Source organism: Candidatus Saccharimonadales bacterium, assembly GCA_036388415.1.
Lineage (GTDB): Bacteria > Patescibacteriota > Saccharimonadia > Saccharimonadales > UBA4665 > UBA4665.
Genome location: DASVRW010000002.1, coordinates 221,369 through 235,399, shown reverse-complemented (window position 1 = coordinate 235,399; position 14,031 = coordinate 221,369). Strand labels below are relative to the sequence as shown.

The following is a 14,031-nucleotide window of genomic DNA, read 5'->3' as shown; positions in this document are numbered from 1 at the left end:
ATGCCTGAACGCGACGAACAATACATACCATTACAGCTCATTATACTGGGTTTTGCTGACAATTGCCTTAAAGGTCTGATTTTGCGCTACAATATGCTCATGGTCCGCAAGCATCTTCGGTCTGCTGTTGCAGTCATTGTCCTCCTCGCCACCTGCATAGCATTTACTTACTACGTCCGGCAGAATCCAGAAATCATACGGCAGATCACTAAACTGTCGCTGGCTGACCTGGGATTATTACTGGCGTTGTATGGTGTATTTCTGGGTACGCTTGTCTGGATTCAGCGCGAAACGCTGGAACTGTGCGAGATCAAACTCGGCCGCAAAGAAAGCATGCTGCTCATCATGTACTCCTCGATCATCAATTTTTTTGGCCCGCTGCAGAGCGGTCCAGCCTTCCGGGCCGCATACCTCAAGCGGCGCCATAACATTAAGCTCAAAAATTATACGATCGCCACACTGCTGTATTACGCTTTTTATGCTGCTTTTAGCGGGTTGTTCATACTCGCTTACTTTGTCGGTCTGTGGGTACTGGCCGGCATCTGCCTGATCGTCGTCCTGGCACCGCTGATAGTTCGCCGGGCGCACTGGCTGCCGGTGCGCTTCCAACGCCTCAAACTGCAGCATGTCGGCAGTTTGGCAGTCGCAACGCTGGCGCAGGTTACTATGTTCGCCATTATTTTCTATGTTGAACTCGGCAGCTTCGGGCAACAGATCAGCGCCGTACCAGCACTGATCTACACCGGTGCAGCAAATTTCGCACTATTTGTGTCCGTTACACCGGGAGCGATTGGATTCCGCGAATCATTTGTCGTCTTTTCGCAGAGCCTGCACCATCTGCCAAGCAGCCAGGTGGTCACCGCCAGCCTGATCGACCGCGGCGTCTACGTCCTATACTTGCTTATACTGATTGTTATTGCAACCAGCATGCAAGCCAAGAAATATCTATCAAACGGCCCAAAACACATAACGAAGAGTGATGAGGAATAAGTCGTGTGTATGTGCAGCAAATTACAGCAAAAATTCAATAGAATATCGTATAGTAAGCTGTAATGCGTATATTAGTCGTTGAAGATGAAGTTAAGATAGCCAGTGCCGTCAAACGCGGTTTGGAGTTGCAGGGCTACGCTGTCGACATGGTGCATGACGGTGACGCCGGCTACGCCTACGCTTCGAGCGATGATTATGATTTGATTGTACTGGACCGTATGCTGCCCGGCATGGACGGCACTGCGCTGTGCCAAAAACTCCGTGCCGATGGCGTTCACACGCCGGTTTTGATGCTGACGGCCCGGGGAACCATCGGTGATAAAGTTGAAGGCCTCAACAGCGGGGCTGACGACTATCTCGTCAAGCCGTTCTCATTCGATGAACTAACCGCCCGCGTGCGAGCACTCCTTCGGCGGCCGGCTACCAGTACCGGCACAATCCTTAAAGTTGACACCCTGGAGTTTGATCCAGTCGCCTATACTGCACATCGTGCCGGACAGCCGATCAAACTCTCGCACAAAGAGTTTTTACTGCTTGAATATTTTATGCATCACGCTGGGCAGATCATCACCAAAGATTCACTGATTGCTCACATTTGGAACGAAGAGGCCGATATACTGCCTAATACCGTCGAAGTCTATATTGGCTATCTACGTACCAAGATCGACCGTGCCTTCCCGGACGAGAAGCCGCTGCTGCATACCCGGCGCGGTTTCGGCTACATACTCGGTGAAAGTGCCTGATGTTTCGCTCGGCGCTATTCAAACTGACGGCCGTCTATGTGGCGCTCGTTATGTCAATTTGCATCGTATTCAGCGTCGTACTATACCGCGTCGCCGTGCATGAGTTGCATACTGGCATCTATAATCAATACACCCGCTGGACGACCGCCTACGAACCTTTTGGTCTGCGCACACCTGGTACGCCCAATGCCGAGCTTGCCCTGAGATCTCATCGTATATTCCTGGAAATAGTCTACTTCAACATTTTAGTACTCATCCTGACCTCCGCTGCCAGCTATCTGCTAGCCCGGCGCACTCTACGGCCAATCGAGGCGGCCCACGAGCAGCAAAAACGCTTTACTGCCGATGTCAGTCACGAACTGCGCACCCCGCTGACCGCGCTCAAGATGGAAACAGAAGTCGCCCTGCTCGATTCGAAATCATCCGGCAAAGAGCTACGTAGTACGCTGCGCAGCAACATGGAGGAAGTCGAGCGCATGGAAGCGCTCATAAATAACCTGTTGCTCCTCAGCAGCATGGAAGCTGGCAAGCTGCGCAACGAGTTCACAACGCTTGATATACAGGAAGTCATCAACAACGCTACAGAAACTGTCCGGCCGCTGGCAGCGACTAAAAATATAAAAATTGATGCTAAATTGGAGCAAAAACAGCTGAAGGGAAATCGTGGCAGTCTGACACAGCTATTTATAATTCTGCTTGAAAACGCTGTCAAATACAGTCCGGCTGGCTCCAATGTGAAACTAACTATGCTCCGCGGCCGCGGCAGGGTAATTGTCGACATTCAGGATAGCGGTGCCGGTATTCCCGCCAGCGCGCTGCCGCATGTGTTCGACAGGTTTTACCGCGCCGACACTGCGCGTACGAGCAACGAATCAACTCCGTCACCCCGTGGCTTCGGACTCGGACTGTCGCTTGCCAAGCTTATCGCCGACCTCCATGACGGAGAGATCGTTATTAGTAGTACCGAAGGAAGCGGAACCAGCGTCAGCGTTATATTGCCGACTACCTTGAAATCATAAACAGGCAAGCATGCGTCAGGTAGAACACTTGAATCTAAAAACCTCTACCTTGAGCGGCAACCTGCGGGGCAGACCCAAAATTGTTTCATCCTTAAAGATGAAAAATTTTAGGGGCGGACAGGTTGACGAGGCTCATGGGGAGGTTTTGTGATCCAGGTCCGAACGCAGTAAAGACGACGGATATAGTGATTAGAAATGGTCGCGAATGTGACTGAAGCTGTAATCCCAATCAGCGTCAGATTTTTTATGCGGATTGAAGATGTTTTGAGGATCCATGATCTTTTTGGCCGCCTTGAATACGTCAACCATTTCCGGGCCGTACATCTGTGTCAGCCACGGGCCGCGGACCAGGCCGTCATTGTGTTCACCGGATAATGAGCCGTGGTATTTAAGCACCAATTCGTCGACTTCTTTCATCGCCGGCAGAAGTTTAGCGCGTTCCTCAGGGTCTTCCAGCTTCATCAGTGGAATAATGTGGAAGTTGCCGTCGCCCATGTGGCCGGCGATGGTTGCGAACAATTTGTACTTTTTGATGATAGCCCGCAGCTGCGGCAAGAATTCCACCAGATACGGCGGGTTAACAACCAAATCGTCAATAAACGGCGCCGTGTGCTTGTCCTTGACCTTTTTGCGAAGCAGTTGAAAACTCTGGCGGCGCATGATCCAAAACTTTTCACTCTTTAGTTCAGTATCATCTTCTTCGAAGCCGTTGATTTCATAGTAGGTGCGCTTAGCGCCAAGTTCTTTATGAAGAGCGCGGATTTTTTGGCGGACTTCATCGGCGGAATCGCCGTCGAATTCTACCATGAGAACCAGCTTCGGTATGCCATGCAGCAGCTGCAGGCCATCCGGTATTAATCCGATAATCAGCTTCAAAAACGCTTTGACGCCGAGCATCTTCAGGAAATACGGCATAAACTTGATCGATAACAGCAGCGTGGCGTCGTCAAATGATTCAAATGTCGCCGGCTTGTGCTTAAGTACGACATTGATGACTTCACCAAGTTTATTGATATCCTTCATAAATAATACCAGCAGGCCGGAATGTTGGCGGTGCGGCACGAGCTTGAAGTGTATATCCGTCACAAATCCAAGCGTACCCTGCGCCCCACATATCAGCTGCGTCAGATCAAATATACCCGTACTGCGGTCCCAGACATCCCACAGCGAATAGCCGGTTGAGTTCTTGCTAACCTTAGGCCGGGCCGACTTTATTTGGTCGTAATGATCTTCGATCAGGCGGTAAAGTTCTCGGTATACAAATCCTTCAAAATCATTCTGCTTCATCTTAGCGTCAAGCTCCGGACGTTGCAGTGGCTTGACAACGCGCTCGATGCCGTCCGCGAACATAACGTTCAGTGACGGAATGAAGCGATGTATCTTGCCGTATTCCAATGATTTCTCGCCGCCGGAATTATTACTGACCATGCCGCCAATCGTGCATAAATCACGTGAAGCAGGGTAGGTTGGCATCAGCGCGCCGTGCTTGAGTGTTTCAACTTCAAAATCGCGGTAAAAAACGCCGGGCTGCGCATGGGCGGTTGTCGGTGTGACTTCGCTGATTGTCGTGAAATACTTTTTGAAATCAACAATGATAGAATCATTGATCGCGCCGCCTGACATATCGGTGCCAGCACTGCGGGCTGTCAGCGACAATTCCGGCATTGTTGCTTTGTTGGCATTAACTACGCCAATCAGTGTCGAGACATCCTGGGTGTCCTTGGGAAATACCACCAGCTTTGGAATCAGTTCAAACATTGATGCATCATGACTGTAAAAGTCCTTTGTCTCAGTGCTATCGTCAAGATCGCCTTTGAAGCCGAGCTCCACAAGTTTTTGTTTTACACTTGCAAGATTTTCTGTATTTTCTGGATTATTTTCTGGGGTCATATAGCATTAAGCTTAACCGTTTCAGCCCATATATGCAATCTTTCTGAACTGGAATCTCAAAACCTTTACCTTACTCTGGCGACCTGCGGGGCGGTTCTTAGAAATATTTTATCCCTGAAGATAAAAATGGGTGGAGGCGGACAGGTTGACGAGGCCCATGGAGAGGTTTTGAGAGTCAGGATTTTAATAAGTCTATATGCATAAGCATATTTCAGCATAGCCATATTGCTTATAGTTTTATATACTTGCGTAGTAATGACTGCCCAAACCACAAAACTGAAGAAGCAAAAAGTTCTGATTATTGGCGCTGGCTTTGCTGGCATCAAAACCGCACTTGAACTAGCCGAAGACGCTGGCCGTTTCGATATAACTGTGCTGTCAGATCAAACCGATTTCCGGTATTATCCATCACTGTACCGTACGGCAACCGGCGGTAATGTTGCAGGTTCAATCATTCCGCTCAAAAGTTTATTTGATGACTCGAAAATCACTTTGCTGCACGGCGAAGCCACGACACTCGACCGTAAAACTAGGACGATAGGCTTGCAGGACGGTCAAACTGTCCAATACGATGCCTTGGTCATAGGACTCGGCGTCGTAACCAATTACTTTGGCATTCCTGGCATGCAGGAGCTATCGTATAGCATTAAATCGCCAACTGAAATCAAGCGTTTCAAAGAGCATTTGCACAAGCAGATCGAAGACGACAGAGCTCCGGATCTAAATTATGTCATCGTCGGCGCGGGCCCAACCGGCATCGAACTCTCGGGAGCATTACCAGAGTACCTAAAACAGATTATGGCTAATCATGGCATCAAGCATAAGGCCGCACACATCGACCTGATTGAGGCCGCGCCGCGTTTGCTTCCACGCATGCCGAAGGACACTTCACTAATGGTAGCGAAGCGCCTACGCAAAATCGGCGTCAAACTGTATACCGGCAAAGTTGTCGAAGCGCTAGCCGCCGATCAGCTGTCCGTCAGCGGCAAACCGATCCGAAGTCATACTGTCATTTGGACGGCCGGCGTATCAAATCATCCGTTTTTCAAAAACAATGGCTTTGCGATGACCCCAAGAGGCAAAGTTAGCACCGATATGTATCTCCAAGCCGAAGACAATATATACGTCGTTGGAGACAACGCCAACACACCATATAGCGGCATGGCGCAGACGGCCCTGCACGACGGTATTTACGTTGCTGGTAATTTGAAACGAAAAGCTGACGGTAAAGACCCGAAAAGTTACAAGATCAAAAAGCCGATTACCGTTATTCCTGTCGGCGAGCAGTGGGCAGCTGTCGTATGGGGAAAGATCCGTTTGTACGGCCGGCTTGGCTGGGTGCTACGCGAGTTTGCCGATCTCATAGCTTTCGCTGATTATTTGCCATGGTGGAAAGCCGGACGGCAATGGCTCACCAGCTTTGAAGCTGAAGAAGCCTGCACGGTGTGCCGTCATGCGCAGCGCCAAGCTATGACCGATAAATAAATTTCATACGTCGCCAGTGTCAACAAATAAAGCATCGTTAGTCGCCGTCAGAGCCCAATACGGCTATACTAATGACAGATGAATGCATTTGAAGAAGCCTACCGGGCACTCAACGCCAAGCAGAAGCAAGCCGTCGACACAATCGAAGGACCGCTGCTGGTTATCGCCGGGCCGGGCACGGGTAAAACGCAGCTACTCAGTGCACGAGTAGCAAATATTCTGCGCACGACTGACACACCCGCCCAAAATATCCTGTGCTTGACCTTTACCGAAAGTGGAGCGGCCAACATGCGGCAACGGCTGACGCGGTTTATTGGCAAATCAGCCTACGACGTCAACATCGGCACTTATCACTCATTTGGTAGTGACATTATCAGCCGATATCCGGAATACTTTAGCGAAACACGCTTGCAGAATGCTATTGATGACCTGGCGAAGCGGCAGATTATACTGAGCATCGTCGAAGCTATGAGCTACAAGAATCCGCTCAAGCAAACGCGCCACCATCCCGGCGATTTGATGAGCACCATCAGTGAAGTCAAGCGGGCATTGCTGACGAGTGACGATTTGCGGGCGCTGGCAATCGAAAACCTGCGCTTTATTACTGAGGCAGGCAAGCGGTTACAGCCAATTTACCAGCAGGTAGCCAAGATGCCCGGTACACTCGCAAAAGCCCGGCCGCTCTTCGAAGAAACACTGGTTGCGCTGGCAGCGGCCGTACCGCAGACACCGGCGCTCCAGCGGTATGAACCGCTCAGCCGTCTCTGCGTCAGCGAGCTGCAAACAGCACTTGAAGACGCTGAGGCAGCCGGCAAATCAACACCGCTCACAAAATGGAAAAACAAATGGCTGGCCAAAGACAGCAACAATCATTTCATTATCGACGGCGAGCTGCAAAACCGGCGCATAACAGCACTAGCCGACGTGCTGGACAGCTATCAGACGGCACTGGCCGCCGAAGGATTATACGATTTTGACGACATGATACTGCGCAGCATCAATGCGCTTGAAACCAATCTTGACCTGCGCTATACCCTGCAAGAACGCTACTTGTACGTACTACTCGACGAGTTTCAGGACACTAATGCTGCGCAGCTGCGACTGGTGCAGCTACTGACGGAAAACCCGGTTAACGAGGGTCGACCAAACATTCTAGCCGTGGGCGACGACGATCAGGCGATCTACGCTTTTCAGGGCGCACAGTATTCCAATATGCGCGATTATTACAAAATGTACCGGAACACGACAGTCATCAACCTAACAGAAAATTATCGCTCGCATAGTGATATTCTGTCAGTGGCCAGTGCAGTTGCCAGTCAGATAGATGCCCGGCTCCAAACAGATTTTGACGGCATGAGCAAGCAGCTCTTAGCCGCAAATAACAGCATTGCCTCTTCGACAATTGAACGGCGCGAATTCCAGAGCGCTATTGCTGAACGTGGTTGGACCGCGGGCCGTATCAAACAACTTATTGATGAAGGCGTTGCACCGAGTGAAATCGCGATTCTAGCTCCAAAACATAAACAACTTGAGCCACTGGTACCCTATTTGAATGCGCTCGATATTCCAGTTCGCTATGAAAAGCGCGAAAATATACTGGATGCCGCCGTGGTTCGACAGCTGGTTACGATGAGCCGGCTGCTGCTTGCAATGACTGGCAATGATCAGGGCGCCGCGAACGCTCTATGGCCGCAAGTCCTGAGTTATGAATTCTGGCAAATCCCTGTTGATGTTATATGGCGATTATCGTGGCAAGTGAGCGATAGCCGTAACAATCCGGATATTGGCCAAACCAAGCTGACGTGGAGCCAAGCAGTGCTCGACTCTACCGATCCAAGCGTGCGACGGGCCGGTCTGGTACTACTGGCTGCTGGCGCGCGCGTCGGGACTGAAAGCTGCGAGACAATACTGGATTACCTGATTGGTTCGACTGAGCTGCCGGTACACTGTTCAGACGCCGAGACGGGGTCAGTCATGTCGCCGCTGCGCGAATATTACACGTCAGCCGAAGTTCAGCGCTTGCAGCCAGAGTTATTCTATATGACGCTATCGCATTTGACAGTGCTGCGTGCCCGGCTCAGCGACTTTCAAGATCGTGCCGACAGCGCACTCCTGCTGGCAGACTTTCTGAGTTTTATTGCAATGTTTGAGGCAGCCGAACAGCCGATGATCGATACCAGCCCGTATAGTCAGCAGGCTGATGCCGTGCAGCTACTGACGGTTTTCAAAGCCAAAGGCCTGGAGTATGCTCACGTCTTCCTGCCGGGCTGTCTGGACGATGTCTGGGGCGCTGGCGCCCGCGGTAACAGTAATAAGCTGACACTGCCGGCCAACTTACAACCCATCCGGCATGCCGGAGCAACTGACGATGAACGACTGCGTATTCTGTTTGTAGCACTGACACGGGCTCGCTCCGGACTGTACCTGACAAGTCCGACGCGGAGTTTCAGCGGCAAAACTTCGACACGGCTGAAGTATTTTGATGAGCAGGAACAGACAGACGGCCACGTCGAAGCAATGGTTTTGCCAGCGGCAGTCCAGCGTGTCATATCGGACGATATTGAAGTCCCACCGATAAGCTTACTGGAGCTTGACTGGCGAACAACACACCTGGGTAGTCTGCAGAATGTCAGTTTATCGAGCTTGCTCAGCGCCCGGACTGATAATTACCAATTCAGTCCGACGCACCTTGTCAGTTTTGTAGATATCGAATACGCCGGCCCGCAACAATTTTTCCTCGATGAAATTTTGAAATTCCCCCGCGTACCGAGTCCTGACGGCCAGTTTGGTACTGCGATACATGAAACACTCGAATGGTACCAGCATCAGGTGAGCGAACATGGCTATCGGCCAGAGCTAACGGACGTTCTGCAACAGTTCGATATACGCATCAAGGCAAAAAAACTAACTGAGCAACGTATTGCGCTAGAACAGGAGCGAGGCCGCCTTGCCTTGACGGAATATACCCAGCAACGCGGCCATATCTATATGCCCGAGGACATTGCTGAAAAGAACTTTCGCAATGAGAATGTATTCTACGGCGATGTGCATATGGCTGGCCGCGTCGACAGGCTTGAAATAGATACGGTGAGCAAAACAATTACTGTCGTGGATTACAAAACAGGCAAATCTTACAAGGGTTGGAAAACCGATCTACGTATGCATCGATATCACCTGCAGCTGTATGCTTACAAATTACTAATCGAAGGATCGCGGACGTATGCCGGCTATACGGTCACCAAAGGCCGGTTGGAGTTTATCGAGAGCGACGCAGACGGTACCGTCAATAATTTGGAATTACATTTTAAAGACGACGAAGCTCAGCGGATTAAGCAGCTCATGAACAGCATATGGGCGCATGTCCAAAGACTAGATTTTCCTGCTACAGACGCCTACCCGCCAACACTGGCAGGCGTGTTGCAATTCGAGCAGGATCTGATTGACGGCGTAAAATAAAAAGCTGGCCGAGGACGTGTCCTGGCCAGCTTTTACGAACAGTAATATATTTAGCGCTTCTTTTTTGCAGCTATTTTCTTAACTGTCGATTTCTTTGACTTAGTCACTTTGATTTCACTACGCGGTGCGACAGTTCCGGTTTTTGCATTCTTATTGATCGCTTTATCAACGTCAATTTCTTCAGCAGCATCATCTTCATCGTCATCACTCAGATCTTCGTCTTTGTCGACAGATGAAACACTGCTAACTTTTGCAGCCGATGATCGGCGGCGAAGTGCAGCGAGTGGTGATACACCGTCAGCGAATAGTAAACCGTAGAGATTTACGCCGATGACAGCACCAAGAATTGGTCCAAGGAAGTAATTACCCCAGCCGTTGTTGCCGAAGACTTCCCAAGCACGTGCACCAACTGCGAGAGCTGGGTTTGCAAGTCCAACAGATGCAGCAGACGCAACAATGATAGCCAGAATAAACCCAAGACCAGCTACAGCTGCAAATTTGGATGTATCGTAGCGGTTGTAGGCGGCAGCAGCCCACGCCATTGCAAAGATCATTGTACCAATTGCCTCTGCAACCATGATACGGCCGCTGAATGCCTGTGTGACTTGCTGAACGTCCGTGTTAACAAAGTAACGGTACAATCCGTAAGCAGCCCACGCACCGAGCAGCTGTGCGACGATGTACATTGCTGCAGCTGGCGTGCGGACACGTCGTGCCGTCCAAAGAGCGAATGTTAGCGCAGGGTTAAAGTGAGCGCCAGACACGTTACTGAACGTGTATGTGAGCGCGACGACTGCAAGACCAGCTGCGATTGCTACAAAATAGGCCAGACCCAGCTGTGAGCGTTGTACGCTTAACACAACCAGCGTCAATATGCCGGTACCGAGAAACTCAGCCACTAACATGGCAAGTTTATTTCTCTTGAACATTTGGGATTCCTCCTTAGTTGATAGTTTCAGGATATCGGGTTAACAATAGAAATGCAAGAGAAGTTAAACCCCTTAAGCTTCTGGGGCGACGCGTACTCGCGCTATTCGCTGATAGTGATTTGGTAAATAAGGTCGTTTGGTACTGCGCCACTTATAGCCGCAATGACTGCTTCACGGGCGTGATGCGCGAGCTTCTGCAGACGAACCGCTTCGGGACCTGAAGTAACAGCATCTTCGATTTTCTGAGCATATGCCTCGTCAAAGTCGAATGTCCCACGACCGGCAACACTCTGTTCGTAGACGGCAGTTTGATCGATTGTCTTACCATTGACTTTGTTTTTGGCTAGCGTCACACCCTCATGCGGAACATTTCCTACCCGTTCGATGGCAAGCTCTGCCTCATCACCGAGTACATCGCGCAAAGTTTCTTCAGAAAAGTCGGCATAGGTACCGTTATCTGTCGCACGGGCAGCATTAGCTATGACTTCCTGCATCATATCGTCATCATAGTCATCACCAATTTCTTGCCGGACATACGGTATGATATTTTCTGGTTGCTCGTGGATGGATGTCATCCACACTTCGAAGGAAGTGGCAGCGGCGCAGTTGACGTGCCCGCCACTCAAAAGCTTCGCATCGTTGATAGTCTGCTTCGATACAATCAAACGTTCCTTTGCCGCCAATTTGCTGCCAGCAAACTGACCGGTTAGTTCGCCGATTGCTAAAGCATAGACGTCCGACCCGCCGAACACTGACGGACGAGCCTCGTTTTCATGTGGCCGTTCATCCGAGCATGTACTAGGGACGCTATGATAGTCGACTTCGACAAGATTACTCCGATTAATCTCAGCTTGTGCCTCGATCTGCGCAAAAGGCATCTCATCCCGTTCACGTCCTTTGACTGGAATTGGTATAACATCTACATGTACAACTGTTTCTTTCATAAATTCTCCCATCCTATCCCTTTCTTTGTTAAAACTTGAGATAAATATCACATCACACTACAACTAGCGTAGGTTACAATGTTCGTACACTACCAGTAGCGGCTTAAACTAGGACTACAATGACAGACTCGGTACCCAATCAAATCAATCTGCCTCTAACGCCTGACATACCGGAACATATTGTGACACAGCTGTTGGAAAAACAAAACAGCGATAACGAGCATTCGCTTGCTATTACGCAGCACTGGCGTGAGTTGCTACTTTGTCAGCCGCAGATCGCACGATTCATAGGTAATACGGCATTAATGTCCGGTGCTAACGCCGAGCAGCGTCAAACAATTGCACAAGCTTTGGTCGGGTTTTCTTTACTTATAGAAAACGCATCTATGCACGGCATGACTGAGCAAATATGGAACGTATCTGACGGTACTGAACCCGCTGCGGTACCGCAGACCTAGCTGCGATTCTGATGGCGCCGCTTGAGCGACGTAACCTGCAGGCGGACTGCATGGCGGTCGACGAGTTGTTGAGCCCGCTCTAGACTAACTTCATCAGTCGCTTCCGATTTCATTTTTTGCGCCCGGTCATATGCAGCCTGGGCTTCAGCCTCGTTGATGTCTGCGGCATGGTCGGCCTCATCGACCAGGACGCGCAGTTCGCCACCTTCAACTTCAATGACACCACCGTTGGTTGCAAAGTATTCGCGGGCATCATCAGGATCTCTGGCTTCGCGGCGAACAGCAATCACGCCGGTTTTGGCGACGCTAACGAGCGGCATGTGTTTGGCTAGAACGCCGATTTCGCCCTCCATAGTCGGCAAAAGCACTTCATAGACATCATCGTCAAATTGAATACCGCTGAGTGATACAAGTTTAAAACGGAACATTATCTGCTCCTCGTATTATATATTCGTCGTCATTTTTAGGCCCGACCAATCTGCCATTTGCATCAAAATACGTCTGAACGTTTGCTGGCACCTGCATTTCGTCATCGGTTTGCAGTTCGCCAGAAGGCATAGGATACGAATCCTCGTTGCCAAGACCAAGCATATGCAACATTTGAATTTTTACATCGTCACTATGCATAACAGGAGTTTCAGACGGCAATTCAGGTCTGGGTAAGTATGGCATTATGATTTATTCTCTGTTGCCTTAACATCACTAATTGCACCCTTGAGATAAAAGGCGCTTTCTGGCTTGTCATCGTGCTTACCGTCGAGGATTTCTTTGAAGCCCTGTATCGTGTCAGCAAGTTTGACGTACTGGCCAGGATTGTTCGTAAACTGCTCGGCGACGAAGAATGGCTGGCTTAGGAAGCGCTGGATACGGCGGGCACGGGCGACCGTCTTTTTATCTTCGTCGCTCAATTCTTCCATACCAAGAATAGCGATAATATCCTGCAGATCTTTGTAACGCTGCAGTACCCGCTGAACTTCACGGGCAACACGGTAATGCTCTTCGCCGACGATTTCCGGGTCAAGCAGGGTAGAGCTTGAGCCGAGCGGATCAACGGCCGGATAGATACCTATTTCCGTTAGGCCGCGGTCGAGCACAATCGTCGAGTCAAGGTGCGCAAAGACAGTTGCTGGCGCTGGATCGGTCGGGTCGTCAGCTGGAACATAGACGGCTTGCACCGAGGTGATCGAGCCCTCTTTGGTTGAGGTGATACGCTCCTGCAGCTGTCCCATTTCCTGGGCCAGGTTTGGCTGATAACCGACTGCGGAAGGGAGGCGTCCGAGCAGCGCAGACACCTCGGCGCCGGCCTGCGTGAAGCGGAAAATGTTGTCCACGAACAGTAGCACGTCATTACCGTTGTCACGGAAGCCTTCGGCGATCGTCAGACCCGATAGTGCGACGCGCAGGCGAGCTCCAGGCGGCTCATTCATCTGTCCAAAGACCAGGGAAGTGTTCTTGATCACGCCGGATTCCTGCATTTCGTTGTACAGGTCATTACCTTCACGAGTACGTTCACCGACACCGGCAAATACAGAGTAGCCGGAATGGAATTTGGCGATGTTGTTGATAAGTTCCTGGATCAGAACGGTCTTACCGACACCGGCTCCACCAAATAGTCCGACCTTACCGCCTTTGGTAATCGGCGCGATGAGGTCGATCACCTTAATGCCTGTTTCGAGTATCTCGACGCGCCCGGACTGGTCCATCAGCGGTGGTGGCGCACGGTGAATGCTGGCTTTGTTCTTGAAATCACCGCCTTGGCCGTCAATTGGCTCGCCGGTGACATTGAACATGCGGCCGAGCGTTTCTTCGCCGACAGGCACGCGAATCGGCGCGCCAGTATCGGTAACCTCGGTGCCGCGAGCCAGGCCGTCAGTACCACCGAGTGAAATTGCCCGGACACTTGATTCGCTAAGGTGCTGAGCAACTTCAAGCGTTAATTCCTCGTCGCCATTCTGAACTTTGAGGGCATTATATATAGCCGGCAAGTTGCCAGTACTGAATTCAATATCGATCACCACGCCGACGATGGCAGTGATGCGGCCAGACTTGGTAGTCTGTGTTGGTTTATCCTTGGTTGCTGTTGCCATTATATTTCTCCTGTCCGGTTAATCATCAAT

The 14,031-nt window shown here is 50.6% G+C and carries 12 protein-coding genes; 6 read left to right on the top strand and 6 right to left on the bottom strand.

All coding sequences use genetic code 11. The annotated features are described in order from the left end of the window. The 3 genes from VF575_01350 (at position 1) to VF575_01340 (ending at position 2,752) form a co-directional block, all read left to right on the top strand. Positions 1 to 990, top strand: coding sequence for a lysylphosphatidylglycerol synthase transmembrane domain-containing protein (locus tag VF575_01350; GenBank protein HEX8182229.1), 990 nt, complete (start codon positions 1 to 3; stop codon positions 988 to 990). A gap of 62 nt (positions 991 to 1,052) precedes the next feature. Beyond that, on the top strand, positions 1,053 to 1,733 hold the full coding sequence (locus VF575_01345) for a response regulator transcription factor (GenBank protein ID HEX8182228.1): 681 nt from the start codon (positions 1,053 to 1,055) through the stop codon (positions 1,731 to 1,733). Beyond that, the gene (locus VF575_01340; protein HEX8182227.1) at positions 1,733 to 2,752 is read left to right on the top strand and encodes an ATP-binding protein; all 1,020 of its coding nucleotides are present in this window, start codon (positions 1,733 to 1,735) and stop codon (positions 2,750 to 2,752) included. Before VF575_01345 ends, VF575_01340 begins: the two co-directional genes overlap by 1 nt. A 189-nt stretch (positions 2,753 to 2,941) precedes the next feature. On the opposite strand, the gene VF575_01335 is transcribed toward VF575_01340, so the two are convergent. After that, positions 2,942 to 4,642, bottom strand: coding sequence for an FAD-binding oxidoreductase (locus tag VF575_01335; GenBank protein HEX8182226.1), 1,701 nt, complete (start codon positions 4,640 to 4,642; stop codon positions 2,942 to 2,944). Positions 4,643 to 4,897: 255 nt separating this feature from the next. On the opposite strand from VF575_01335, the gene VF575_01330 reads away from it, so the two are divergent. Both VF575_01330 and VF575_01325 read left to right on the top strand, forming a co-directional pair. Beyond that, a complete protein-coding gene (locus VF575_01330) occupies positions 4,898 to 6,127 on the top strand; it encodes an FAD-dependent oxidoreductase (GenBank protein HEX8182225.1) in 1,230 nt (409 codons plus the stop codon). Between the two features lie 78 nt (positions 6,128 to 6,205). Beyond that, a complete protein-coding gene (locus VF575_01325; protein HEX8182224.1) occupies positions 6,206 to 9,583 on the top strand; it encodes an ATP-dependent DNA helicase in 3,378 nt (1,125 codons plus the stop codon). A gap of 50 nt (positions 9,584 to 9,633) precedes the next feature. On the opposite strand, the gene VF575_01320 is transcribed toward VF575_01325, so the two are convergent. Then, the gene (locus tag VF575_01320; protein ID HEX8182223.1) at positions 9,634 to 10,512 is read right to left on the bottom strand and encodes an aquaporin; all 879 of its coding nucleotides are present in this window, start codon (positions 10,510 to 10,512) and stop codon (positions 9,634 to 9,636) included. Between the two features lie 101 nt (positions 10,513 to 10,613). Then, the gene (locus tag VF575_01315) at positions 10,614 to 11,456 is read right to left on the bottom strand and encodes a hypothetical protein (GenBank protein HEX8182222.1); all 843 of its coding nucleotides are present in this window, start codon (positions 11,454 to 11,456) and stop codon (positions 10,614 to 10,616) included. Between the two features lie 119 nt (positions 11,457 to 11,575). Here VF575_01315 and VF575_01310 point away from each other — a divergent pair, with 119 nt between their 5' ends. Then, positions 11,576 to 11,914 carry a hypothetical protein gene (locus VF575_01310; GenBank protein HEX8182221.1) on the top strand — a complete coding sequence of 113 codons (339 nt, stop codon included), beginning with the start codon at positions 11,576 to 11,578 and terminating at the stop codon, positions 11,912 to 11,914. On the opposite strand, the gene atpC is transcribed toward VF575_01310, so the two are convergent. Genes atpC through atpD form a run of 3 tightly spaced genes read right to left on the bottom strand, consistent with a single transcriptional unit; the run spans position 11,911 to position 14,001 of the window. Then, positions 11,911 to 12,342 (bottom strand): ATP synthase F1 subunit epsilon, encoded by a 432-nt coding sequence (gene atpC, locus VF575_01305; GenBank protein ID HEX8182220.1) that lies wholly within the window; start codon positions 12,340 to 12,342, stop codon positions 11,911 to 11,913. The two genes, VF575_01310 and atpC, sit on opposite strands and share 4 nt — an antisense overlap. After that, on the bottom strand, positions 12,329 to 12,541 hold the full coding sequence (locus tag VF575_01300) for a hypothetical protein (GenBank protein HEX8182219.1): 213 nt from the start codon (positions 12,539 to 12,541) through the stop codon (positions 12,329 to 12,331). Before VF575_01300 ends, atpC begins: the two co-directional genes overlap by 14 nt. A gap of 44 nt (positions 12,542 to 12,585) precedes the next feature. Beyond that, positions 12,586 to 14,001 carry a F0F1 ATP synthase subunit beta gene (gene atpD, locus VF575_01295; GenBank protein HEX8182218.1) on the bottom strand — a complete coding sequence of 472 codons (1,416 nt, stop codon included), beginning with the start codon at positions 13,999 to 14,001 and terminating at the stop codon, positions 12,586 to 12,588. Between the last annotated feature and the right edge of the window lie 30 nt (positions 14,002 to 14,031).

Coding starts and splice junctions, on each gene's coding strand:
- VF575_01300 (HEX8182219.1), bottom strand. CDS start 12,541: ATGCATAGTGACGATGTAAAAATTCAAATGTTGCATATGCTTGGTCTT.
- VF575_01310 (HEX8182221.1), top strand. CDS start 11,576: ATGACAGACTCGGTACCCAATCAAATCAATCTGCCTCTAACGCCTGAC.
- VF575_01315 (HEX8182222.1), bottom strand. CDS start 11,456: ATGAAAGAAACAGTTGTACATGTAGATGTTATACCAATTCCAGTCAAA.
- VF575_01330 (HEX8182225.1), top strand. CDS start 4,898: ATGACTGCCCAAACCACAAAACTGAAGAAGCAAAAAGTTCTGATTATT.
- VF575_01320 (HEX8182223.1), bottom strand. CDS start 10,512: ATGTTCAAGAGAAATAAACTTGCCATGTTAGTGGCTGAGTTTCTCGGT.
- atpC (HEX8182220.1), bottom strand. CDS start 12,342: ATGTTCCGTTTTAAACTTGTATCACTCAGCGGTATTCAATTTGACGAT.
- atpD (HEX8182218.1), bottom strand. CDS start 14,001: ATGGCAACAGCAACCAAGGATAAACCAACACAGACTACCAAGTCTGGC.
- VF575_01350 (HEX8182229.1), top strand. CDS start 1: ATGCCTGAACGCGACGAACAATACATACCATTACAGCTCATTATACTG.
- VF575_01345 (HEX8182228.1), top strand. CDS start 1,053: ATGCGTATATTAGTCGTTGAAGATGAAGTTAAGATAGCCAGTGCCGTC.
- VF575_01335 (HEX8182226.1), bottom strand. CDS start 4,642: ATGACCCCAGAAAATAATCCAGAAAATACAGAAAATCTTGCAAGTGTA.
- VF575_01325 (HEX8182224.1), top strand. CDS start 6,206: ATGAATGCATTTGAAGAAGCCTACCGGGCACTCAACGCCAAGCAGAAG.
- VF575_01340 (HEX8182227.1), top strand. CDS start 1,733: ATGTTTCGCTCGGCGCTATTCAAACTGACGGCCGTCTATGTGGCGCTC.